Source organism: Granulicella aggregans (assembly GCF_025685565.1).
GTDB lineage: Bacteria > Acidobacteriota > Terriglobia > Terriglobales > Acidobacteriaceae > Edaphobacter > Edaphobacter aggregans_B.
The window spans coordinates 1,438,532-1,461,753 of sequence record NZ_JAGSYE010000001.1 but is presented as its reverse complement, the minus strand read 5'-3'; the positions used below and the strand labels follow the sequence as shown (position 1 = coordinate 1,461,753).

Sequence of the window (23,222 nt, the reverse complement as noted above, 5' to 3'; positions counted from 1 at the left end):
TAACATTCTGCGAGAGCCCGGAGCAAGGATGCACCCAATGCCCCCGATGTCTCTTTGAGCACAATGGAGAAGTTATGTTGACCAGCCCTTCGTCCCCGCAGATCGCTATCGGGGAACTTCTTTGGGACATGCTGCCCTCGGGCCCTCGGCTGGGCGGAGCGACGACGAACTTCGCCGTGTTGAGTGCGCGGCTGGGCGAGTACTCTTCTCTGGTCAGTTGTGTGGGGGATGATGAGCTTGGCCGCGAGGCGATGGGTCGCCTGGCTGCGCTGGCTAAGGATACGAGCCTCAGCCTGTCGGGAGTTCAGACCTCCGGCTCACTGCCGACCGGGACGGTGTCGGTGACACTGGACGATGAGGGACGGCCGAAGTACGTCATCAACAGCCCCGTCGCGTGGGATGCTATCTCGCTGACTACTACTTTGACTGAGCTTGCGGGTTCGGCGGCGGTGATCTACTTTGGCACGCTGGCGCAGAGGGACGAACCATCGCGCTCTTCTATGAGGGCGGTGGTTGAGGCGGCGGGAACGGAGTGCACACGGATGTGCGACCTGAACCTGCGGATGCCGTTCTGTACCGAAGAGACATTGCGATGGAGCGTGGCCCATGCGGACGTGCTGAAGGTCAGTGATGAGGAACTGGCAGAGGTGGGGCGGATGCTGGGCAACGTCTTGATCAGTCAGGGGCTGAGTGGCGCCAAGGACTCGCAGAATTCGTTGACCGGGGCGGCGTTTTGGTGTGCCTCGGAGCTGCTGGCGGTCGCGCCGCAGTGCAGGCTGGTAGCGATCACACTTGGGCCCTACGGGAGCTTTCTGATGGATCGCCATGGGAGCTTCCGGCATAACGGATACCCGGTGAAGGTGGTGGACACGATCGGCGCGGGGGATGCGTTTACGGCTGGCCTGGTACATGCTTACCTACAGGGGGCGACGCTGGAGGGAATCAGTTCGGTCGCCAATCGCTGCGGAAGCTTTGTGGCGAGTCAGTCGGGTGCGACTCCGGAGATTCCAGAGGAAGTGAAGGTGGAGATCCGGGGGATGTTGGGCTAGACGCGTTGTCAGTTCATCATGTTGCTGCAGGTTGAAGCGCGGACGATGAGTTCGCAGCGGACGAGGACGTCCCTTACCGGTCGCGAAGGGTTTTCGATGCGATCGAGCATGACTGCCATGGCGACCGCGCCGATCTCCGCGCAGTTCTGGCGGACGGTGGTCAGCTGGGTGGGCAGCAGCTTCGCGTAGGGCACGTCATCAACCCCGGCCATCTTGATGTCCTCGGGGATACGGATGCCGAGAGAGATGAGTGTCTGCATGAGATGGGCGGCGGTGTAATCATTTGCACAGATGATCGCATCGGGCCGTTCACGGTCGATCATCCTGCGCACCCAGGAAGGGTCCTCAAAGTCACCCGAGATCGATGCGGGAGAAAGCCGGGAATCGAAGGTGTAGAGAGCGTCGCGATAGCCCGCCATGCGGGCATCCACTGTGTAGGCGGAGTGGGGACGTACGGCGAAGACGATCCTGCGAGCACCGGTCTCGAGCAAGTGGTCGGTGAGCAGTCTTCCAGCGCGGTGGTTGTCGATGCCGACAAGATCGAACTGCGATCGCTGCGGATATCGCTCGTAGCAGCGGTCTAAGAGGACGACCGTGACACCAGCCTCCTGGAGGCGGGTCGCGATGGTTCGGTTCACGTCGCCACGTGTCTCGGTGAACTCGGCTGGGGCGAAGAAGACGCCGGCTACTTTCTGCGTAATGTACTGCTGGCAGAGCTGTTCTGCCGCGCGCTCAAGGTCTTTCTCGTGTCCGGTGGAGTGGCCCCAGGTAAGTGAGTGAAGACGGGCGGCGGGTGAACGCATGATGCCCTGGCAGATGGGGTCGAAGATGTCGGTGGTGCCGAGGTCGGGGATGAGGAGACCGAACTGGAGCGAGTCCTGGCGTGCGGGCTTTTCGACGTAGGTGCCGGAGCCGGGGCGGCGGGTGACGAGGTGCTCGCGCTGAAGAGTTTGGAAGGCGCGGGCTACGGTGATGCGGGAGGCCTGGAAGCGCTCGCAGAGAATGGCTTCACTGGGCAGGCGTTCGCCGGGCTTGTAGACGCCGTTTTGGATCTCCGCCAGCAGTTGTTCGTAGATGGACCGATGGAGCGGGCCTTCCGGCGTAAATGTGTCTCCGGCGCCCGAATCCCGGGCCAGCCCCGAGCGCGAAGATTTTCTGGAAGGAGACATCGAGCCTTTTCCAACCTAAATGGAGTGACCTACCGCCGATCATCATCCCGGACGATCTTTGAGAAGCCCGCAAAATCAGCCAAAAGAAGATTGATACAAAGTAGAACAGATAGGAGTGCAGATGCAAAGGAATTGTCTTAGCTAATTCGTTTTAGGTCATTTTTTCGGGGGCTGACCGCCGGTTTCGCTATGGAAGTGTCCTTCCGCTGCCTTCGGTGAGGTCGGTCATGCGATCTATTGAGCCGATCGCGAACTGCTCACTCTCCCCGTTTGGCCATCTGACCTCGACGCTGACGATGCGGGTCTCGTTACCGAGGCCAAAGTGCAGGCGCAGATCGTTGCTCGAGTTGTAGCTGGAGCCGCTGCGAACTTCGTCGACCCAGCTACGCTTGCTGCCATGCACGGTGACACGAGCGCCAATAGCGTCGTGGTTAGACTTCGTGCCGACCAGCCTGATTCCCAGCCAGTGGTTTGGGTTCTTTGCTTCGTTGACGAGAAGCATGGGGAGATCGCTGAGGTTGTTGACGACGGCGGAGAGGCGGCCATCGTTCCAGAGGTCGGCGATGGCGAGGCCGCGGCCGGAGAGCGGCTGGGTGAGGCCGGGGCCGGAGGTCTTCGAGAGGTCTTTGAACTTTGCGCCGGGCTGGGACCAGTTGCCGGGATTCCAGTAGAGGAAGCGGGGTTCTTTGAAGTGGCTGCCAAGTTTGGCTTCGTCGACCTGGGGATAGACGTGGCCGTTGACGACGAGAAGGTCGGGATAGCCGTCGTTGTCGACATCGGCGAACATGGTGCCCCAGCCAAGGGCGTCGAGGTTGACGCCGAGGCCGGCGGCGAAGGTGACGTCGCTGAAGGTGCCGTCGCCAAGGGCGTGGTAGAGGGTGGAGGTGTCGTCGGAGAAGTTGGTCTTGAAGATGTCGAGGTGGCCGTCGCCATCGTAGTCCGCGGCGGTGGAGCCCATGCCGGCTTGTTCGCGGCCGTCTTCGTTGAAGGCGGCGCCGGAGTCGGCACCGACGTCCGTGAAGGTGCCGTCGTGATTGTTGCGGTAGAGGATGGACGGGGTGGAGTCGCAGGCGACGTAGATGTCGGGCCAGCCGTCCTCGTTGAAGTCGAGGGTGGTAACGGAGAAGCAGTAGTGGCCGAGGGTCTTCTGAATGCCGCTGAGGAGGCTTACATCTTGGAAGTGGGTCTGGCCATTGCTTGTGCCTTCGTTGTGGAAGAGGATATTGGGCGCGCTGGGCAGGCCGCGCGGGCCGCACATGACGGGAGCGCCCTTCCAGGTGCAACCGGCTTCCTTTCCTGGCATGGGGACTTTGGCGAGGTCGAAGTGGACGTAGTCGGCGACAACGAGGTCCAGCTTACCGTCGCGGTCGTAGTCGATGAAGGCGCAGCCGGTTCCCCACTCTGCTCCACTGCCGGCCACGCCAGATTGGGCGGCCACTTCCTTAAACGTGCCGTTACGTTGGTTGTGGAAGAGGCGGTTGTGGCCATAGCCGGTGACGTAGATGTCGTCAAAGCCGTCGTTGTCGTAGTCGCCGACGCAGGCACCCTGGCCCCAGCCGGAGCTGACCATGCCGGATTTGGCGGTGACGTCGGTGAAGGTGCCGTCGTGATTGTTGTGGAAGAGATGGTTTGTGGGAGCTTTGCCCTGGCTCGCGGAAGGGTGAAGATCAGTGCCGTTAACGAGGAAGATGTCGGGCCATCCGTCGCGGTCGTAGTCGATGATGGCTACGCCGGAGCCGGTGGCTTCGACGATGTATTGCTTGTTGGAGGCGCTTCCGTTCACGTCGCGGACGGTAATGCCGGCTTTGGCAGCGACGTCTACGAACCAGGCTGGGGTGGGGTGGGCTGCGCTCGGTGGATAGGGCGTCTGGGCGGCCGACGGGCTGCTAAGGACTAACAGCACGGGCAGCACGAGCAAAATGCGGGGATTCTTCGCTGCGCTCAGAATGACGGCGAGTGAGGGGTAGAGCTTGCGAATCAATGCGTGGCTCCTGAAGGCTTTGCAATAACAGGAGACGCGCCCATGGCGAGGGTCTTCAGGATCTTTCCGCCCTCTTCGATGACGTAAAGCTTATTGGCGGCGAGATCGCGGAGAGTGTCTTTCTGGCCGGAGGGCCAGGCGATCTCGACCGTGTCGGCCTTGATCGCCTGGTCGAGGCCGAAGTGCATTCTCAGATCGTTCTGCGAGTAGTAGCTGCCGCCGCTACGGACTTCGTCGATCTGACGAAGGGGTTGCTTTCCGATGCCGGACATCTCCTGCGTCGCGGTCGTGGCGGTGACGGTGATGCGAGCGCCGATGCCGGCTCGGTTGCTCTTCGTGCCGACGAGGCGGAGCTTGATCCAGTTGCGCTGGATCGTTGAGTCGCAACGGAGCAGCTGGGGCGGGGCGTTGACGCAGTTGACGACGGCATCCATGTCGCCGTCGTTGTCGTAGTCACCAAAGGCGCAGCCGCGGGCAGGGACGGCATCGGTGATACCGCTTCCCGCCTGACTCGTCACCTCTTCGAACTGGCCGGTGCGGAGGTTGCGGTAGAGGTACTTGTGCTCCGCGTAGGGGGCGTCGAGATGGGAGCCGTCGACCTCGGGGTAGACGTGGCCGTTCGAGATGAAGATGTCGAGCCAGCCGTCGTTGTCGACGTCGACGAAGCCGACGCCCCAGCCGAGGTAGCGCGTGTTGATGCCGAGGCCGGAGAGATAGGTGTGGTCCTCAAAGGTGCCGTCGCCGAGGGACTGGTAGAGCGAGTCGGTGTCGCCGGCGAAGTTGGTCTTGACGATGTCGAGCAGGCCGTCGCGGTTGAAGTCGCCGACGGCGACGCCCATGCCGGCCTGGGGCTTGCCGTCGGGCGAGTAGGCGATGGCGGACTCGATCGCCATGTCCTTGAAGGTGCCGTCCTTCTGGTTCTCGTAGTAGGTGGAGGCGGTGGAGTCGTTGGCGACGTAGATGTCGGGCCAGCCATCGTTGTTGAGGTCGGCGACGGTGACCGAGAGGCCATAGGTGCCGATGGTGTCCCACATGCCGCTCTTCTGCGAGACGTCGGTGAAGGTGCCGTCGCCGTTGTTGCGGTAGAGGATGTTCTTTCCGCCATCGAGCCCTGGCGGCCCGCAGGCGACCTGCATGCCCTTGTAGGCACAGCCTGCTGCTTCGGGCAGAGGGGCGGTCTTGATGTCGAAGTCGATGTAGTTGGCGACGAAGAGGTCGAGGTGACCATCCTTGTCGTAGTCGAGGAAGGCGCAGCCGGAGTTCCAGCGGGTCTTTGGCTGCGCGAGTCCAGCCTTCACGGTCACGTCGGTGAAGGTGCCGTTTCCGTGGTTCTTGTAGAGGATGTTCTGGCCATAGTAGGTGACGAAGAGATCGTTCAGGCCGTCGTTGTCGTAATCCCCTACGCAACATCCCTGTCCCCATCCGGATCGGGTCATGCCGGACTTGGCGGTGATGTCGGTGAAGGTGCCGTCGCGGTTGTTCTTGAAGAGGCGGCTGATCGGCTCTTGCCCCTTGGGGAAGCCTTCGAGGCGGGTTCCGTTGACGAGGAAGAGGTCGAGCCAGTCGTCGTGGTCGAAGTCGTAGAAGGCGACGCCGCAGCCGGTGGTTTCAAGGAGATAGCGGTTCTTATGCTCGCCGCCGTAGATGGTCTTGGCTGTGAGGCCACTGGATTTTGCGACGTCGACAAAGCTGAAGCCGAGCGGTGTGCCGGTGACGGGCGAGGCTTGCTTCGGCGCGGCCTTGGGCTTCGCATCATAGGTGGGTCGGGAGCCGATCTGGTTCGCTGCCGGCGCGGGCTGCTGTGCGGGGACCGCTAGCTTCAGCACGTCTTCGAGCGAGAGGACAAGAGCGGTGCGCGAGAGCGAGCGGACAAAGCCGCGGCGGGTGAAGATCATTGCTGTGCGGCCTCAGAGGGGAAGTATAGAGGGCGCTGGTATGAAGCGGCAATCATCCGAAAGAATGTCCTCAGCGGGGCACGTTACGAGTGAGAGTCTTATCCCATCCCGATCAAAGTCCTGAACATCAGCCGACATCTACTGGCGTCCTATTCGGCGAGCAGAGCGCCTTTCAAGAAAAGTTCTGGACATCGTGGGAAATTGTGGGGATAAGCTGTGCATACACAGATAGGAGAGCTAGAGAGGCATGATCCATTGGACAGCTAAAGAAGATGAATTAAGACTTCTGCAGGATTCTCATCTTCTGGTGAGCGCATGAACTGGCGCTTTGTTCGTGCCGACACGAGCTCTCTACTCGGTAGCCCGGAAGCATGCCTTGAAGCGGCAGATCTGCCTCTACTCTCACCTGAGACGTCGCTTATCGGTCTTGTGCGTCAAAGGTTCGCCTCCGATGAGGAACTCGCAGAGCAACTTCAGAGTGGGGACGCCGACGCACTCGCAATTCTCTTCAAGAGACATGCCCCGCTGTTGTTCGGGATTGCCAGACGGATATTGAGGAACGACGCGGAAGCCGAAGACGTGGTCCAGCAGATCTTCCTGGATGTCTTTCGCTCCATTCGTCAGTTCGATTCTGAAAAAGGCAGATTCAAGAGCTGGCTCCTGATGTTTGCTTATCAGCGGACGTTCAACAGTCGACGCTCCCAGATATCGAATAAGTTCTTTGTGACGGACCCGTTTGACGACCCGCTGGTGGAAGCTGGCCAGCCGGGTGCACCCGAATTCGGTCGTCTCCCGATCGAAAATAGCATCCTTGTCGAACAGGTCCTCAGTCGTTTGCAGCCTCGTCAGAGACGGACCATCGAGCTGATCTATCGCGAGGGTCTTACAGCAGAGGAGGTCTCCGCTCGTACTGGTGAAAGCGTTCGCGTAGTTCGACATAATCTCTATCGCGGTCTCGAAAAGCTGCGCAAATCATTCTCTGAACAACGCCAAACGATTACGAAAGCAGGATCGATATGATCCAACGGGAAAGCCACTTCGAGTACCTAGCTACTCTAGCGGTGGCCGGTCAAATCTCAGACACAGAGATGGAGGAGCTTGCCGAGCACACAGCCGGATGTTCTTCCTGTTCCCAACGAATAGCAGAGATGGAGTTTACGAGCTTGCAGCTATTCCTGACTCTTGCCCCACAGATAAAGAAGCGAAGGATCTCATCAAGGATGCAGGAACGATTCCTGATCCGTGCCGCTTATTCTGGCGCACGTATGGCTGCTCCGTCATCGAGCTTTCGACATTCGAACTTCCTGCACCTCGCAGCACTGCTTGTCGCCATATGCCTGGTTACTGGTTTGAGCTGGAAGCGAATTACGCAGACTCCTTCGAGACGGAGCTTTGACGGGACTGCGCCAGTAACGATTGCGGCTCCAGTAGAACTCCCCGCTATGGCAGATTCGGGGCCGGTCCCTTCAGAGCCCCCGGTCGCTGGGCGTTCCATCAATGGGCCAACCCGACGAAGCCACCACGCTTCCAGTAAAGCCTCTATTCTCCCGTTACCCGGCACGCACGAGGAGTCACGTATCGCCGCTCAGCCGCTATTTCGTTTAGACGCCGCGCTCTTCTCGAGTCAGTCAGCAGCCGTAAGCGCTGAGCCTAAGCTAAGTCACTTTAAGGATATTGCTGCCGGAAACTTTAGTCCTCGAGGCGTGGGTCTCGGGCCTAGCTTCTTCACCTCTGCAATCTGGAGTTCGAAGGCGAGCAGCACTCCTGACCAGCGCGTCTTCCACTACAGCGCGACACTGGCGTCCATATCACTCCAGGACGACCAAGCAGTCTTCGGGTTGAAGCCGAGGATGCGAGACCTCTCATTCAGCAACACGCTGAGTTTGATACACCCTAGATAGAAACCCCAACAACACTTCACGAAAGAGGTCGCAATGAAGCGGTCATGCATCCTTATGTCTGCACTCGTCCTGGCTCGCTCAGCATCTTTGCTCAACGGCCAGGCTCCTACAACCGCTACGCCAGGCATCGTCACGCTCAACTTCAATGCCGCTGTCTTAGCAACCGGTGAGGCACAGCGAGATCTGGGCACTTTGCAGACGAAGTTTGCGCCCAGGGAGGTGCAACTTCAGAAGCTGAGCGACTCCGTAGAAGCCGAACGAATGCAACTGAACGATGCCTCCGTGAAGCTAAGCGAGTCTGAGCGAGCCGCCAAACTTCAGGATCTAAATACGAAAGACAAGCAGTTGCAAAGAGAGGCTGAAGACTTTAAGAACGACTCTCAATCGGAGTCTCAACAGATATTTCAACGTATCGCGCAAAAACTATATGGCCTGCTTCAGGACTACTCAAAGCAGCATGGCTATTCGGTTGTAATCGAACGAGGGACTGACTCATCGCCAATTGTCTGGTACGTCGGGAACAGCGTGGACATCACAGAGCAGGTTGCCAAAGCGTACGATCTGAAGTCGGGAATCTCTTCATCGAGCCTTCCAGAGAAGCCTACTCCTGGAGGCGGCGCAGCAGGCACACAGACGAAGCCGCATACCGCGCAACAGAAGCCTCAGTGAGTACCGACAAGTCCCTTGCTTTATTTGAGTTGTTTGATCTTGCCCTCGCCTTCGCGTAAGGCGTATCGCTGGTCGGCTTTCACGGTACGGATACTGTCGATCAGGCCGGAAGCGGGCCAGGTTACTTTGACCTCGCTGACGATGGTGGCGGGGCCGATGCCGATGTGTTGCTCGAACGGGTTGCCGCCGAAGCTGGAGCCGAAGCCGACCGTGCGGAAGATGTGGCGGGGCTTGCCGTTCGGGGTTGGGACAGTAAGCTCGATCTTTGCTCCGAAGGCGGCGCGATTGGAGCGGACGCCTTCGAGCTTCAGCGTGATCCAGTGGTTCTTATTTCCAGGGTTGCGGTAGAGGGCGCTCTGGTAGGCGTCGCCCACCTGCGCGCCGCCCATCTCCTCGAAGATGTCTTCGAAGCCGGAGCGGCGTAAGTCCGCAAAGGCGACGCCGTGGCCCTTTTGCAGGTGGCCGAAGTCGCCGGCGGTGGTGACGTCCTGGAAGCGCTGGCCGCGGTCGTTGCGGAACATGCGGTTGGGGAGCAGGGACTGGAAGGTGGAGTCGCCGGTGCCGAGGTAGATGTCGAGCCAGCCGTCGTTGTCGAGGTCGCCGAAGCCCGCGCCCATGGTGAGGATGGCGCGGTCAAGGCGGGTCTGAGCGCTGACATCGGTAAAAGTGCCGTCGTGGTTGTTGCGATAGAGCTTCGGCTTTTCGGACGCGACGGGCAGGCCCATCTCGAAGGCTCCCACGTCACTTGAGGAGAGAAGAGAGTAGCCGGAGACGTAGATGTCGGGCCAGCCATCGTTGTCGTAGTCGAAGAACCAGGTGGCGAAGCTGTTGGATTGCTGCGCGACACCGGCGATTTCGGTCACGTCGGTGAACTTCCATCCCTTACGGATGTCGCTCGGGTCGCGGGGGCCGTCGTTGCGGAAGAGCTTGTTCTTGCCGTACATCATGGAGATGTAGAGGTCGGGGCGGCCATCGTTGTTGTAGTCGCCCCAGGCGACGCCTTTGACGAAGCCGAGGTTCGCGATACCGCTGGCCGCGGCGATCTCGGTAAAGGTGCCGTCGTGGTTGTTGTGAAAGAGCTGCGAGGGGTGAGGGTCCGAGGCGGAGCTCTCGTGGCCGACGAAGAGGTCAAGCCAGCCGTCGCCGTCAAAGTCTGCCCAGGCGGCGGTGTTTGTCGGCGCGGAGCTAGCGGGCAGGAGCAGGCCGGCGGCTTCGGTGACGTCGTCAAACGTGCCGTTGCCGTTGTTGCGGAGCAGCGACATGGGGTAGAGGCCCTGCTTGCCCCACCATCCTCCGCGCAGGACGAGGACGTCCGGATGGCCGTCGTTGTTGTAGTCGGTGAGGACGAGATTGAGGCCTCCGGTCTCGCCCATGAGACCGGAGGCGCGAGTGACATCGGTGAAGGTGCCGTCGCCGTTATTGTGGAAGAGATGCATCTGGTCGAGAGGGCCCGAGGAGGTGACCATGACATCAAGTTGGCCGTCGCCGTCGAAGTCTTCGACCAGGACACCGCCGGCGTGACCGGTGATGTCGATGCCAGACGAGGCGGCGACTTCGGGAAACTCGCGGAGCGCTGCTTCGGAAACGAAGGTCTTCTCCGGGATGAGCCAGCGGGTGGGGACATCTTTGGGGTAGCGACCGAGCTGCATGTAGGCGACGTTGAGGAGCCACTGGGATTCGGTGTCTGAATGATTGGCTTCTAGCAAGGCGGTGAGTTCGCGGACTGCGCCCTCGGCGCCGCGTGGCATCTGGTGGACGGCACCGGAGCGAAGCGGAAACAGGCAGGCGCGCTGGCCGTGCATGGTGGCGCAGTTCTCCTGCTCGCCGAGGCGGAGGTAGGCAAGGGCTAGGTCTTTGCCGAGCTGCTTCACGCCGTCGGCGGGCATGGTGCGCTGGGCGTGCTGCCAGCGCCGGCGGACCTCTTCAAGCTGGCGGATTGCACCTTCGGCATCGCCCGCGCCGAGCATCTCGTGAGCGAGCTGCTGGCGGACGATGGTGTCTTGTTCGAGAGAGAGCGGCCTGGTGCGGAGGAGCTCCGAGTAATACGCGACACGCTGTGCGGGCTTGCTGGGGTCGAGCTTCCAATCGGTGGCTGCAAAGACGGCGCGGAGGCGTTCGGCCATGCGTTTCGTGGATTCGGCCTGGTAGATGGTCGCGGTGTCTTCGCCCTTAGCAGGTAGGGTGACGGAGCCTATGGCAGGCGGGGCCATGGACATCTTCGCGTCCTGTGCCGGGGAAGGTAAACCGCATAGTGCCGCCACGAGAGTTATCCTTCCCACCCATTCGCGATAAGGCTGCGAATGGATGGGGCACGCGGACGTTTTTGGGAGTTCCGGCATGGCGACGCTAGGCATTTAGTGAGGGGCGTCGAGCCTGGGCTCGGTTGCGGCTTGGAGTCTCTGGGCGGTGGCGGTCTCGCGGCTGGCCTCATCGGAACGGCCCATCGCGCGGTAGGCCTGGCCGAGGAGGCTGTGCGTGATGTAGTTGGAGGGGTCGAGCTGGTTGGCGCGTTCGAGATAGGTCGCTGCGGCGACAGCGTCCCCCTTCTTCAGCATGGTTTTGCCTAGCAGAATGTAGGGGCCGGTTGCGTTGGGTTCAAGCAGAAGGGCGGCCTGCAGGCTGCGCTGTGCGTCGTCGTAGCGGGCCGCGCGGGTGTAGGCGTCGCCGAGACGATCGTAGATGGAACCTTCGAGTGGATTGCGGGCCTTCTCCTTTTGGAACTCTGCGATGGCGTCGTCGAGGTGATTGCCTGCGAGGGCGATCTCGCCCAGAAGTTCGTGTGCGAGCGGGAGCGTCGGGTCGAGTTCGAGAGACTTTTGCGCGAAGGTTTGCGAGACGGGGACGAACTCTCTGCGGAGCAACATGCGGGCGGCGGCTAGATAGGCGGCGGCGCTATCAGGCGGGAAGCCGAACTGCGCGGCGAAGGCGTGGCGCGCGTCGTCGTAGCGACGGGTGTCCATGTAGCAGAGAGCCAGGATGTAGTTGGGATCGGCCTTGCCCAGGCTGCCTTTGGCGGCGGCGGATTCGAGCAGCGGGATGGCGTCGGCGGGGCGGCCAAGGCGGAAGAGGGTGAGGCCACGCATCTGAGCCGATTCGGTGTCGGACGGGTCGGCGACGAGAGCGGCGGCGAAGGCGGTGTCGGCGGCTTTGAGGTCGTTGAGGGCGTACTGGGCGAGGCCTTCGAGGCGGCTGAGGCCGGGCTGGTCGCCCGACTTGCGAAGATCCTGAATGCGCTGGAGAGCGTCGGCGGGATGGCCCGTGTCTATGGCCTTCCGGAGGGTGATGAGATTCGCTGCTGCTGATGGCTGCGAGGCGGGAGCTTCGTTCGCGGGGACTGATTGCTGAGCGAGAGATGGGGCGGCGAAGAGCAGAAGAAGGCACGCCGTGCCGGCGCATTTTGCTGCGGTGTTCATGCTGCGAATGACCCCGGAGAGACCCATGAAGGAAAGGCTACATGCAAAGCAAAAGGTGGGAGCGAAGAATCTCCGCTCCCACCTTCAGGTTGAGTTCGGTGGTTAGAACTGGAAGTGCAGGGTGAACTGCAACTGCCGTGGATTGGTGGTTCCACCGAGGCCGGCCGGGAAGGGGCCGCCACCGATCGAACCAGCGCTGTTCAAAGCAGCATCGATCGTACCGTTCGGATTGCCAAGGTTGATGTGGTTGAACGCGTTGTACGCATCCATGCGGAATTGGGCGACGTAACGCTCCTTGAATGTGATGTTCTTAGAGATGGACATATCGGCGTTGAAGAAGTGCGGGCCGAAGACCGAGTTGCGACGAATGTTGCCGATGGTGTCCAGACCTGGGCAGGTGAATCCACCCGAGACCGACGTTGCATTGCAAAGGTTTTTCCCAGCAGTGAGATCGCTAGCACTCAAGACCGACCTGAAGAAGTAGAGATTACCTTGTCCGGGAGTGCCCTGAATACCGGTCTTGATTCCGCTCGTGCTGCCGTTGGGCTGGCACGGAGCGCCGTTTCTGCCTGACGGCTCAGGAACGTAATTGCTGCACGTTGAGAAACTCAACGAATATGGAAGTCCGCTCTGCCACTGGAATACGGGGCTGTACTCCCATCCTTCAACAAGGTAGTTGACGATCGCATTTGAGTGACCAAGGAATTGAGCGCCGTGGCCGAAAGGCAATTTGTAGAAGCCATACGCGGTGAACGCTGAGCGACGTACAGCACTGTCATTCCCGATTACCGCCTGCTTGTTCCATGTAGAGAAGGCGCTTGCGGCATCGCTCGCGTGAGCGTAGGCGTAGTTGAGGTTGATGCTTAGACCGTGCGTGTACGTCTTGGTGAACTTAGTCTGCAGCGCGTTGTAGTGCGTGTCCTGGTCATCGCCGTAGTAGCTGATGCCCTGGGTCCATCCGCAAGGTCCACCACCGCAAGCAGGTAGTGTACCGTTGGTGTAACGCTGAAGCAGAGTTGGGTTAGCCGTCGCACCGCTCGCCGGGATTAGCAACTGATTGCCAGGGTTGGCGGTGGTCGGACCTACAGTGGTGCAGGTCGCGCTGACTGGATAGCAGGTTCCGCCAGCGGGATCGTAGTGAAGAGCGCTCCCAGTGGGGCTGTACTGTGCAGGCAGTGTGATTGCCGATTCGTTCGGGTCAGTATTGTTGCCGTCGCCATCACTCAAAGTGTGGCTTCCCTTGTTGCCGACGTAGGCTACTTCGATCGACATCGTTGGGGTGAGTGAACGCTGAACAGCGATGTTCCACGCATCCAGCGTCGGGAGCCGCTCCGTGAAGGGGCGAGCCTTGACGCTGACAGAGGACCCAATTGAAGCGCCGAGCGGGTTAGTTGCGGTGGCTGTGCCAGGCAGGGTTTCCGTGATAGGAATTTGGCCTGCGGTGTTTGCTGCCGGCGGGGTGTAGTCGGATAGCGGGCTTGTGGCATTCTTTACCGGGCTAGCTTCTCCCGGAATTGTCGTGTTCGTCGGGTCAGACAAGTTGAAGGCGTAACTGGTATTGCCACCCGATCCCGAGAACGACTGATTGGCGAGAACTGGAATGTTCTGCGTAACGACGTGACCAAAGTCCGAACCGAAGACCCCAAGATCGAAGCTCCGTCCGTATCCGGCGCGAATGACCGTTTTGTCGTTGAACTGGTATGCGACACCCATACGCGGGTTGTAGGTGTTCTTTGCAGCTGCAACACCCATGTTCAGGGGGATGCCGCCTTCTCCAGCGACATTGATGTAGCCGGTTTGCAGGTTCAGCAGGGCCCCGTTGCCGTTGCCGTTTACCCTCTCCGGGGCGTAGTACTCATAGCGCAGCCCGGCGTTGATGGTCAGCTTTGGCGTTGCGCGCCAGGTGTCCTGGCCATAGAAGAAGTCGCGCGGCTGGAACTCCTTGGCATTGGTCGAGGTGCTGGCGTAGCGATTGAACGAGGTTACGTCGCCAAGGATGTAGGTGGCCCATCCCAGACCCCCGCCAGAGACGCCGTCCGAGGTGGGGCCGTTGCCGAAGTTGTTGACACCGGTACGGTCAGCGTCGCTGGGTACGCGAAGGTTGCGAGCATAGCGGATATCAGCGCCGAACTTGATGGAGTGGTTTCCGATCGTCTTGGTCCAGTTATTGACGATCTGAAACTGGTCTTCCTTCTCTTTCAAGGGGCAGTTGCAGTGGTTCATATTCAAGCCGGTTCCAAACTGCGCGCCGGTGTTCTGGCCGTTGTTGGGACCTGCGCTGAAGCCCGTCACGTTGAGGTCTGCAATGTTGATATCCGGCGTTCCGTAGTTCGTCGTGATTGCTTGGTTTGCAGCCGGCCCGTTTACGTTCTCTCCAAGGAAAGGCAGATTTGAACTACCCGGATCGTTCTTGTGCGTGATGATGTTGTAGCGGAAGTAGCCGAGACGAACGTCAGTGACCAGCTTAGAGTTGACCACGACGTCGGTACCAAGCGCCAAAGAATCGTTGGCACCGGTCGACACACCGCCGTAACCGGCGATGCCAAGACCAGGACCGCCAGCGGGGCCAAAGAGGCTTGCGCCCGTCAGCGTGTCGGTGAAGCGGCTAAACCGGCCAAACACGTGGACCCGCTGGTTCAGTGTTGCGTCGCCACGGACGTCCCACTGATTGCTATTGAAGGCTCCGGTGCCGGTGCCCGCATAGTTGTTCGCGTAGCCGTTATTTGATCCTGGCGTGTTCGGAGTGTAACCGCCAGCGAGGAGCAGTTTGAAGAGGTTCAACGCTTGAGGCGAGACCTTGCTCAGAGGGATGATGTTTCCCTGGAAGGCGACTGGCGTGCCGGTTGAGTTGTCGTAGATTTGGTGATTGAAGTTGGATGCACCACCTGGTCCATACTCGCTGAAGTCGCAACCCGCAGAGCCATTGGATGCGAGTTCAGCACCGGTACAACTCTTCAGGGCGAGCAGTGAAGGCACGGAGCCAACACCTGAGCCGCCGACTTTCTGGCGGACTCCCTGGTAGTCGCCAAAGAAGAAGATTTTGTCCTTTAGGACTGGGCCGCCGATCGAGCCACCGAACTGATTCTTGAGACCGCCGGGATATCCGGCAGCTTTCGATACGGTGAAGGGATCGCGGGCGAGATTGGCGTTGCTCTCACGGTTATCGAATACCGTTCCGTGGAAGGCGTTGGTTCCCGACTTGGTCTGGACGGTCTGAACGGAAGCTACAGCCTTGCCGAACTCGGCGTCGAAGTTCTGGGTCGCGATCTTGACTTCCGACATGGACTCCGAGTTCGGGTTCACAACGATGATGCCAAGGATTGCGTCCTGGTTGTCGGTACCGTCGAGGGTGTAGTTGACACCGCCGAAGGCCTGGCCGTCGATCTGGATCTGCTTGGATCCCTGCGGATTCTCCGATGCAGCGTGGGCCCATCCGAGCTGGACCGCACCTGGCAGCAGTAGCTGGAGGTTGGTGAAGTTGTGATCCGGAATTGGCAGCTCGCCGATTTCGGCGGCCTCAAAGGTAGTGGCGACGTCTGCGCGATCCGTCTTCAACTGGGGAACTTGATCGGCTGAGACCTCAACGACCTGGTCGGATGCGCCGATGGTCAGGACAGCAGCGACGTTCAGGGAGTCGTCGGCGTGAACCTCAAGGCCTTTCTGCTCGAATCCTTTGAATCCCTGGGCGCTTACCTTAACGCTGTAGATATCGGGAATAAGGTGACCGGCGGTGAATTGGCCATCGCCGTTGCTGGTAACCGTGATGGACGTTCCTTTGGCGACATCGCTTACGACGACGGTCGCATTGGGAATGGCAGCACCGGTGGAATCGGTTACCGTTCCGGCAATCTGTCCAAAGATTGCTTGTGCCAGCGCACTGTGTCCGGAGGCCAGAAGAATGGCGACCGCGCCCACAGCGAGCGACAACTTCAGATATTGAAACTTACTTCTCATGTCACTCCCCCTCAAAATTGCTTTCCTTGTTTCTCTGCTTTCAACTCACTTTGGCCTGTCGGCCTGCCTGATGGAACAGCCCTGCGCTTGTCAATGGTGCTTCCTCTTTGGGAAGAGACTGGTTCCGTTGAAAGTGACGAATCGATTGCGCTCGTAACCCTAATGACGCTGTCGCAAGATTGTCAACTGTTTTATCGGGAAGTTCAGAGATTTATGTCATCCAAATGTTATGACAATTGAATTCGAGGTAACGCTTTCTCTAATGGCTCGCTTAAACGCTTGTGTTCATGGATTTCTAGCGGTATTTTGCCGACCCGATGCAGGCTCTGAGAAATCGTTTACTTGAAATTGACCCCTTTTCAAAATGAATGACATGACAGATTGTTCCTCTTCTGCAACGGAATGCTATATTTCTTCACGTTGCCTTTGGAGGCTCCCGATGGACCTGTACCCTGCCCGCCAGCGCCTGTGTCGCAGTGCGCGCGCGCTGCGCCGCTCGGCCATAACGGCGCTCGCAGTTGCCGCAATTGCCTCTCTGCCCCTGACCTTGGGGATTGCCGGGGCGCAGACGAACCCCGCCAGTGGCGATCCCTGGTGGAAGCATGCCGTGGTCTATGAGATCTACCCGCGCTCGTTCCAGGATTCGAATGGTGATGGCGTGGGAGACCTGAACGGCATTACGCAGCGCATGGGTTACCTGCAGGGCCTGGGAGTGGATGCGATCTGGATCGCGCCGATGTATCCGTCACCCCAGAAGGATTTTGGTTACGACATCTCGGACTATGAGGCGGTCGATCCGCAGTACGGTACGCTGGCGGACTTCGACAAGCTCGTTGCCGAGGGCAAGAAGCACGACGTGCGGGTGGTGCTGGACATGGTGTTGAACCATACCTCCGACAAGAGCCAGTGGTTTATCGATTCGGCTAGCTCGCGCACCAACCCGAAGCATGACTGGTATGTGTGGAACGACGGCATCGCAGCCGACTCCCCGGGTCTGACTGCGATTCAGAAGAAAAACGAACATGAGGGCAAAGTTCCGCCGAACAACTGGGTGTCGATCTTTGGCGGCACTCCCTGGGAGTGGGTGCCGGCAGTGCACCAGTTTTACTATCACGAATTTGAGAAGGAGCAGCCGGACCTGAACTGGCGCAATCCGGTGGTGGAGAAGGCCTGCTTCGATGCGATGCGCTTCTGGCTGGACCGCGGTGTGGCAGGGTTCCGGCTGGACGCGATTCCGACGCTGTTTGAAGACCCGCAGCTTCGGAATGAGCCTGAGACAGGGGGAACGAATGCCTATGGCGACGCGAATGTAAGCGACATCTATACCAGCAATCTGCCGGAGGTGCATGACGTGATCCGGCGAATGCGGGCGATGGTTGCTACCTATCCGGGCGACCGGGTGTTGATCGGCGAGACGTATCTGCCGAATACCGCGGAGCTGGATAAGTGGTACGGCGGCGAGGCCAAGGATGAGTTGCAGCTTCCTATGGACATGCTGATCGGGATGAATGGCGACCACGCAAAGCTCGACGTGGCGAAGTTCCGGCAGCATCTTGAAGAGGTGCAGACGCAGGTGCATGGGTCGCAGCCGCTGATCGTCTTCGACAACCACGACAATATGCGCGCGATCGATCGCTATGGCGATGGTGTGCATAACGGCGACATCAACAAGCTGCTGGCGACGATGCTCTTTACGACCAAGGCGACGGCGCTGATGTACTACGGCGAAGAGCTGGGGATGCCGACGACGGTGCCAACGCGCAAGGAAGATGTTCGCGATCCGACCGGCTTGAACGGATGGCCGAAGGAGAAGGGCCGCGATGGCGAGCGCACGCCGATGCAGTGGACGCCGGGGCCGCAGGCGGGGTTCAGTACAAATCCGAAGACGTGGCTGCCGATTCCTGCAAGCTACAAGACGATCAACGTTGCGGTGGAGTCGAAGGAGCCGGACTCGCAGCTTGAGTGGTTCAAGAAGCTGATTGAGCTGCGCCGCACATCTTCTGCACTGCGCGATGGAAAGATGACGATGCTGGATACGAGCAACAACGACGTGCTCTCCTACGTGCGTTCGACCGGGTCGGGAGCGGCGGTGGTGGTGGCGATGAACTGCACGGCGGAGGCGAAGACGATCTCGCTGGACGTGAGCGGCGCGGGTGTTGCCGGGACCAAGGTGAAGACGCTGGCGACGGATGCGGTTTCGCTGAAGTCAACGAGCACGCTGACGAACGTCACGCTGCCACCGTTTGCGAGTTGGGTTGTGAGCGTGGAGTAGTGGAGCTTACCAGCGAATCGTAACTACTTGAGTTACATATCCTGTGCCGGGGGCGAAGTTCACATGCAGCTTGTCTGCATCGAGCTTCGCCCCTTCGATCTTCACGTCTATTTTCGTGTCGTTGCGGCGCAGGGTCAGGACCGATTCGGTGCCACCGATGGCTTCCAGTTCGAGGCGAAGCGAATGGGCATCGTGAGATTCGCTGAGAACCTTCATCTGTGCGGTGCGTGCGCCGGGCAGCGGGAGACCGTGACTGATGGCGACCTCGACGGCCGGTAGCGGCATGCGCATTGTGGTCCCATCGCCAGAGGCTCCGGCGAGATGGACCTTCGATCCGGCGGTTTGAAGCAGCGCAACGACGAGCGTTGAGCGTTCGCGCTTGAAGGATAGATCGACAGTGGCGTCTCCGACATGGATGCGCTTCACCTCGGCCCCATCCCAATCTGCGGGAAGGTGAGGATCTACGGCGACTTCGTGTTTCAGTGCGTCGACGCCGATGCCGAACATGCCGCGCAGAACAGGTGTGATGACCATGGCCGAAGACCAGAGCTGGTGGCTGGTGCTGCGGCCGAAGGGCTCGAAGAGATCGCCGGAGAGGAGCTCGGTGACGGCACCGATGTCCTGGGCGTGGGTGAGGTCGGCGTTCTGCATGGCGCTCTGGTAGCCGGCGAGCGCGTTGCCGGAGCGGTACTGCGCGAGGGCCGCCCAGCCGGTGAAGAGCGGCCAGACCGAGCCCTGGTGGTAGCTTATGGGATCGTAGAGCGGATCGCTGGCGGCGATGTCGCGCGCACCCCAGTCCGTGGCGAAGTCGTGCGAGGCCCAGCGACGGAGGCTTGCCCGAGGGTGATCGATTCCCTTCCCTCCGTTCCACCAGGCGATGGTGGGGTAAATGGTTGCGGTGGTGTCGAGGGTGCCGTTGTTTTGACTGAAAGCGTAAGCATCGGCTGTCGAGCCGTAATACTCTCGTTCGATGATGCCGTGCAGTTTTACGGCACGGGCGCTGGCTGCAGTTGAGATGTCTGCAGAGCCGAGTAGTGTGGCTAGATCGCTCATCGCGCGCGAGGCCTGTTCGTCGAGGAGCGCGAGATAGACCTCTTGCTTCGGCATTCCGGGCGGCCAGCTTTCGACCCAGCCTGTTCCCTGCGCGTTGTCGTAGATGCCGTCGCCATCGGCGTCGTGCGTGGTCTCGAAGGTCCATGCGTTCATCACGGCGTCACTGTGCGCCTGTAAAAACGCGACGTCGCCACTGCTGCGGACGTAGTCGAGCATTGCGGTGAGGAAGAGCGGCGTGGCGTCGGCGGCGGCGTACTCGTAGGGCAGAGACTTCCAGTCGAGTTCGCCGGCAGTCTGCGAGTATTCGTGCATGACCTTGCCGTCGGCGCGTTGGCGCTTCATCAGGAACTCGAGCTCGATCTTCGCGAGCGCGGAGTCGCCGTAGCTGTCGATGGCGTAGAGCGTGTAGAGCGAGTCGCGCCCGAAGAACCAACCAAAGCCAGGGCGTGCGGAGTCACCTGAAGCGAAGTATCCGGCGACGAGGCCGATCTCGCCATCGGGAGCGCGGGCCTGGAGTTGGTCGATTGAGGTCTCGGCCCACGAGAAGTCTTCGTTCAGGCCGGCGTCGGGTGTGACGATCTCGGTGACGGTGTGTTCGAGCTTGCGATAGCGGTCGGCGTGAGCGGTGTAGAGCGATGGAATCTGGCCGTCCATCTCGGCGAGCTTTGCGCGTAAGGCCGCGCTGGAGGCGGTCGCCTTGGTGCTGCCGACGGCCATCAATAGCGGATAGAACTTGTCGCGGTCGGTCTTGGGGTCTATATGCAGGCGAAACTCGAGTGGGTGAGTCTGGGGCTGCTCTTGATACGGTGCCATGATGCCGGAAGTGGCTCCGGGAAGGGCGACGGCGCCAGAGAAGTCGTCGAAGTCCGAGTGAAGAATGTAGAAGCCGCTTTTGCCCTCGGCAACCCACTCTGGGGAGGGCTGGCCGCTGCTAAGGGCTGGCCACATCTTGCGCAGTTCGCCGGAGAAGCGGAAGGTGAGGTCGACGGGGCGGACGGAGTCGACCTGGAAGAGGACGACCGTGCCTGTGCCGTCGGGCATTTCATTCGGCGCAAACATGATCTGGCGCAGCGTCATGGCGATGTGCGAGTAGGTGATTGTCGTGCGGTCGGGGCGAACCTCGATCTCGCGGGCCATGGAGTTGAGATCGAGCGGGACGGGATAGCCTTCCACGTTCGCTTCGATGGTCATGTGGCTGATGAGCTTGACCGGAAGTACCCAGCCCTCGAAGACTCCCTGCTGCTGGCCGACGATCACGCCGCGCTGACCTGCGACCGTGAAGGGCACCTTCGTCTGCACGCCCTGGCGCAGCACCGGACCATCATCGCGAAGCGGAAAAGCGTTCACCGGATGAAGGGCAGGCTGCTGCGCCGCCGCGTGGATCGGTGAAAGTGCGAGTACGGAAGCGAGCAGGCGGTACAGCATGGATACACCCCTTGAAAGCGACCTAATTCTACCTTGCAAACTGTAGAGCCAGTTCCGTAGGATGGGCAGCTATGAAGACCGTATTTTCTGTTCGATCATTGACGCTTGCGGCTGTCCTGCTTTGCTCCCCTTTTGCTCTCTACTCCGGTACGGCGTTGCATGCCCAGAGCTCCACTGCGGCTGCGAAGGTGGGCATACTCAATCGCGAGCAGGCAGCAGCGATTCTGCCGGAGAAGGTCTTCTATCGCGGCCTGTCCGCGCCTATCCAGGCACGCAACTCGGGCGGCGTGAGGTTTGCAGATTCGAAACTGATACTGGCGGCGTTGGTGGATACGTCGGGCTACTCGACTGCGGTAAAGGAGACCTACCAGGCGTACCTGATTACCGAGGTGCCGCTGATGCTGGGCGATAAGACCCTCGCTCCAGGGGCGTACGGCTTCGGCTTCATCGCCGACGACAAGATGGTGGTATTGGACCTGGGAGCTAACCAATTGTTCACGACCACGACGACGCGGGATGCCGCGCTGCCGAGGCCGAACCCGCTGCAGGTGTTGCCTGACCCAGGCTCCGCCAGCCGTTACCGTCTTTACTTGGGCCGCAGCTATGTGACGTTTGAAGCCGCGCCAAAGCAGAACTAGATGCTGAAGTCGTTTGTCTTTGCGGGGGGCGTGACGGCCGCGCTCCTTCTGCTCCCCCGCCCGTGCGAGGGTCAAGCCGCCAAGTCGAAGGATACAGACCTGAGCGCAGCGAAGGCGGCAATGACACATGGCGTCGCCTCCATGCAAGCTGGAGACATCGTCAGCGCGAAGCGCGACTTCTCTGACGTCGTCCGACTGGCCCCGCAGGTAGAGCCCGGACACTCCGCGCTTGGTTCAGCACTGCTGGCGCTCGGCGAGAATGAGAGCGCGGTGCGCGAATTGGAGATCGCACGCAAGCTCGCTCCGGATGACTATGCCGCCGCGATCAACCTGGGCCGGGCGCAGGCTGCGCTGGGACACTACGACGACGCCGTGAAGTCATTCGCGGCGGCCCTTGCAAGTGCGCCTGCAACAGCACTTTCGCCTGATGAGACGCTCGCCTACGCGAGGGCGCTGGCAGCAACCGGTCAGCTTCAAACCGCTGTCGAGCTGCTGCAGCGTAGCGTCGATGCGGCATCGGAGTCTGCTCCGTTGCAGGATGGTCTGGGTACAGCACTGGCGCAGCAGGGCAAGCTGGATATGGCCCTGCCGCACTTCGAACGTGCTGTGGCGATCGATCCGGCACTGGCGGCTGCTCAACTCCACGCGGCTGCGACACTGCTGGCGCTGGACAGGGCCTTCGAGGCCATTCCTTATGCCGAGAAGGCAGTTGCGGCGATACCTGACAACTTCGACGCACGGCTTCAACTTGGGCGGGCGCTCTCCGCAGTGCATCGCGATACTGAGGCGATTGTGCAGCTGCATCGCGCAGCGGAGCTTCGGAGAAGATCGCAAACGGTCGACGCACTCTATTCACTTGCACTCGCGCTGCAGGCGAGCGGAGACGCAGCAGGCTCGCTTCCGCTGTTTGCGGAGGCGACCTCAGACACGACAACGAAGACATCTTTTGCGCGCGGGTCAGCATTGATCAACTATGCGCTTGCCCGCGTGCTTACAGGCGATGCGGTGGGCGCTCTGCCACTCTATGCGCAGGCGCTGGCGATTGGCCCTGACTCTGCAACGCTGCGCGAGGACTTTGGAGCGGCGTATCTGCAGAAGGCGGACCTCGATCACGCGATTGAGCAGTTCAAGGCGGGGCTGGCGATTGAGCCAGACAACGCCCATCTGCACTATGACCTGGGGCTCGCGTACAAGCTAAAGGACAACCTCGCGGACGCCGTACCGGAGTTCGAGAGGTCGGCTGCACTCGATGCCACGCTGCCCGATCCGGCTTATACGCTGGGCATCATCTACATGCAGCAGGGACGGTATCCCGAAGCAGTTGCGAGCCTGAAGCGCGCGACAGCGCTGCGGCCCGAGAATGGCGACGCATGGGCGTTGCTGGGTGGCGTGTTGAAGGACTCTGGCGACGCCACCGCAGCGACCGATGCGCTGCGTCATGCGATCGAGCTGCAGCCTGATCAGCCGAGTTTGCATATTCAACTCGCGACGTTGGAGAGCCAGGCCGGGCATAAAGAAGAAGCCGCGGCAGAGCGCAAGGCCGCCGCTGATCTCAGCCGGGCGGCGATGAGCCATCAGCGTGCGGAGTTTGCGCTGAAGAGCGGACGCACGCTGCTGGAGCAGAATAAGCTGGACGATGCTGTCTTTCAATTGACCACCGCAGCCCACGCTGAACCGTCGCTTGCTGAGCCTCACCGCTTGTTAGCAGAAGTCTATATGCGGCAGGGGAAAGCCGCGGATGCGGCGGTGGAGCGACAGCAGGCTGAGGCATTGGGTTCGGCGAAGAAACCGTGAGCCTCGAAC

14 protein-coding genes are annotated in these 23,222 nt (G+C 60.5%); 7 read left to right on the top strand and 7 right to left on the bottom strand.

Going from position 1 to position 23,222, the window contains the following annotated elements; genetic code table 11:
* Positions 1-74 precede the first annotated feature (74 nt).
* Positions 75-1,049 carry a PfkB family carbohydrate kinase gene (locus OHL18_RS05850; RefSeq protein ID WP_263373887.1) on the top strand — a complete coding sequence of 325 codons (975 nt, stop codon included), beginning with the start codon at positions 75-77 and terminating at the stop codon, positions 1,047-1,049.
* An 8-nt stretch (positions 1,050-1,057) separates the two neighbouring features.
* Here OHL18_RS05850 and OHL18_RS05845 read toward each other — a convergent pair whose 3' ends face one another.
* The 3 genes from OHL18_RS05845 to OHL18_RS05835 form a co-directional block, all read right to left on the bottom strand.
* Positions 1,058-2,218 carry a GntR family transcriptional regulator gene (locus OHL18_RS05845; RefSeq protein WP_263373886.1) on the bottom strand — a complete coding sequence of 387 codons (1,161 nt, stop codon included), beginning with the start codon at positions 2,216-2,218 and terminating at the stop codon, positions 1,058-1,060.
* 187 nt (positions 2,219-2,405) lie between these two features.
* Positions 2,406-4,199: an FG-GAP-like repeat-containing protein gene (locus OHL18_RS05840; RefSeq protein ID WP_263373885.1), complete on the bottom strand. Its 1,794-nt coding sequence runs from the start codon at positions 4,197-4,199 to the stop codon at positions 2,406-2,408.
* Positions 4,196-6,094: a CRTAC1 family protein gene (locus OHL18_RS05835; RefSeq protein WP_263373884.1), complete on the bottom strand. Its 1,899-nt coding sequence runs from the start codon at positions 6,092-6,094 to the stop codon at positions 4,196-4,198. The genes OHL18_RS05840 and OHL18_RS05835 overlap by 4 nt, the downstream gene beginning before the upstream one ends.
* Positions 6,095-6,409: 315 nt before the next feature.
* Here OHL18_RS05835 and OHL18_RS05830 point away from each other — a divergent pair, with 315 nt between their 5' ends.
* The 3 genes from OHL18_RS05830 (at position 6,410) to OHL18_RS05820 (ending at position 8,664) form a co-directional block, all read left to right on the top strand.
* Positions 6,410-7,114 (top strand): RNA polymerase sigma factor, encoded by a 705-nt coding sequence (locus tag OHL18_RS05830; RefSeq protein ID WP_263373883.1) that lies wholly within the window; start codon positions 6,410-6,412, stop codon positions 7,112-7,114.
* A 97-nt stretch (positions 7,115-7,211) separates the two neighbouring features.
* On the top strand, positions 7,212-7,490 hold the full coding sequence (locus OHL18_RS05825; protein ID WP_263373882.1) for a hypothetical protein: 279 nt from the start codon (positions 7,212-7,214) through the stop codon (positions 7,488-7,490).
* Positions 7,491-8,049: 559 nt separating this feature from the next.
* Positions 8,050-8,664: an OmpH family outer membrane protein gene (locus OHL18_RS05820; protein ID WP_263373881.1), complete on the top strand. Its 615-nt coding sequence runs from the start codon at positions 8,050-8,052 to the stop codon at positions 8,662-8,664.
* A 20-nt stretch (positions 8,665-8,684) separates the two neighbouring features.
* Here OHL18_RS05820 and OHL18_RS05815 read toward each other — a convergent pair whose 3' ends face one another.
* From OHL18_RS05815 to OHL18_RS05805, 3 genes are all read right to left on the bottom strand, one after another.
* Entirely contained in the window at positions 8,685-10,874 is a 2,190-nt protein-coding gene (locus tag OHL18_RS05815; RefSeq protein ID WP_263373880.1) for a CRTAC1 family protein, read from the bottom strand.
* Positions 10,875-11,018: 144 nt separating this feature from the next.
* Entirely contained in the window at positions 11,019-12,104 is a 1,086-nt protein-coding gene (locus OHL18_RS05810; protein WP_263373879.1) for a tetratricopeptide repeat protein, read from the bottom strand.
* Between the two features lie 75 nt (positions 12,105-12,179).
* Entirely contained in the window at positions 12,180-16,031 is a 3,852-nt protein-coding gene (locus OHL18_RS05805; RefSeq protein ID WP_263373878.1) for a TonB-dependent receptor, read from the bottom strand.
* A gap of 439 nt (positions 16,032-16,470) precedes the next feature.
* Here OHL18_RS05805 and OHL18_RS05800 point away from each other — a divergent pair, with 439 nt between their 5' ends.
* The gene (locus OHL18_RS05800; protein WP_263373877.1) at positions 16,471-18,303 is read left to right on the top strand and encodes a glycoside hydrolase family 13 protein; all 1,833 of its coding nucleotides are present in this window, start codon (positions 16,471-16,473) and stop codon (positions 18,301-18,303) included.
* A gap of 6 nt (positions 18,304-18,309) precedes the next feature.
* Here OHL18_RS05800 and OHL18_RS05795 read toward each other — a convergent pair whose 3' ends face one another.
* Entirely contained in the window at positions 18,310-20,781 is a 2,472-nt protein-coding gene (locus OHL18_RS05795) for an amylo-alpha-1,6-glucosidase (RefSeq protein WP_263373876.1), read from the bottom strand.
* Between the two features lie 71 nt (positions 20,782-20,852).
* On the opposite strand from OHL18_RS05795, the gene OHL18_RS05790 reads away from it, so the two are divergent.
* A complete protein-coding gene (locus tag OHL18_RS05790; RefSeq protein ID WP_263373875.1) occupies positions 20,853-21,419 on the top strand; it encodes a hypothetical protein in 567 nt (188 codons plus the stop codon).
* Positions 21,420-23,213 (top strand): tetratricopeptide repeat protein, encoded by a 1,794-nt coding sequence (locus OHL18_RS05785; RefSeq protein ID WP_263373874.1) that lies wholly within the window; start codon positions 21,420-21,422, stop codon positions 23,211-23,213.
* Positions 23,214-23,222: the final 9 nt, after the last annotated feature.

Excerpts from the sequence above, each read along its gene's own strand:
- OHL18_RS05815 (WP_263373880.1), bottom strand. The coding sequence starts at position 10,874 with ATGGCCCCGCCTGCCATAGGCTCCGTCACCCTACCTGCTAAGGGCGAA.
- OHL18_RS05795 (WP_263373876.1), bottom strand. The coding sequence starts at position 20,781 with ATGCTGTACCGCCTGCTCGCTTCCGTACTCGCACTTTCACCGATCCAC.
- OHL18_RS05830 (WP_263373883.1), top strand. The coding sequence starts at position 6,410 with ATGAACTGGCGCTTTGTTCGTGCCGACACGAGCTCTCTACTCGGTAGC.
- OHL18_RS05835 (WP_263373884.1), bottom strand. The coding sequence starts at position 6,094 with ATGATCTTCACCCGCCGCGGCTTTGTCCGCTCGCTCTCGCGCACCGCT.
- OHL18_RS05800 (WP_263373877.1), top strand. The coding sequence starts at position 16,471 with ATGGACCTGTACCCTGCCCGCCAGCGCCTGTGTCGCAGTGCGCGCGCG.
- OHL18_RS05810 (WP_263373879.1), bottom strand. The coding sequence starts at position 12,104 with ATGGGTCTCTCCGGGGTCATTCGCAGCATGAACACCGCAGCAAAATGC.
- OHL18_RS05820 (WP_263373881.1), top strand. The coding sequence starts at position 8,050 with ATGTCTGCACTCGTCCTGGCTCGCTCAGCATCTTTGCTCAACGGCCAG.
- OHL18_RS05850 (WP_263373887.1), top strand. The coding sequence starts at position 75 with ATGTTGACCAGCCCTTCGTCCCCGCAGATCGCTATCGGGGAACTTCTT.
- OHL18_RS05785 (WP_263373874.1), top strand. The coding sequence starts at position 21,420 with ATGCTGAAGTCGTTTGTCTTTGCGGGGGGCGTGACGGCCGCGCTCCTT.
- OHL18_RS05805 (WP_263373878.1), bottom strand. The coding sequence starts at position 16,031 with ATGAGAAGTAAGTTTCAATATCTGAAGTTGTCGCTCGCTGTGGGCGCG.
- OHL18_RS05790 (WP_263373875.1), top strand. The coding sequence starts at position 20,853 with ATGAAGACCGTATTTTCTGTTCGATCATTGACGCTTGCGGCTGTCCTG.
- OHL18_RS05845 (WP_263373886.1), bottom strand. The coding sequence starts at position 2,218 with ATGTCTCCTTCCAGAAAATCTTCGCGCTCGGGGCTGGCCCGGGATTCG.
- OHL18_RS05825 (WP_263373882.1), top strand. The coding sequence starts at position 7,212 with ATGTTCTTCCTGTTCCCAACGAATAGCAGAGATGGAGTTTACGAGCTT.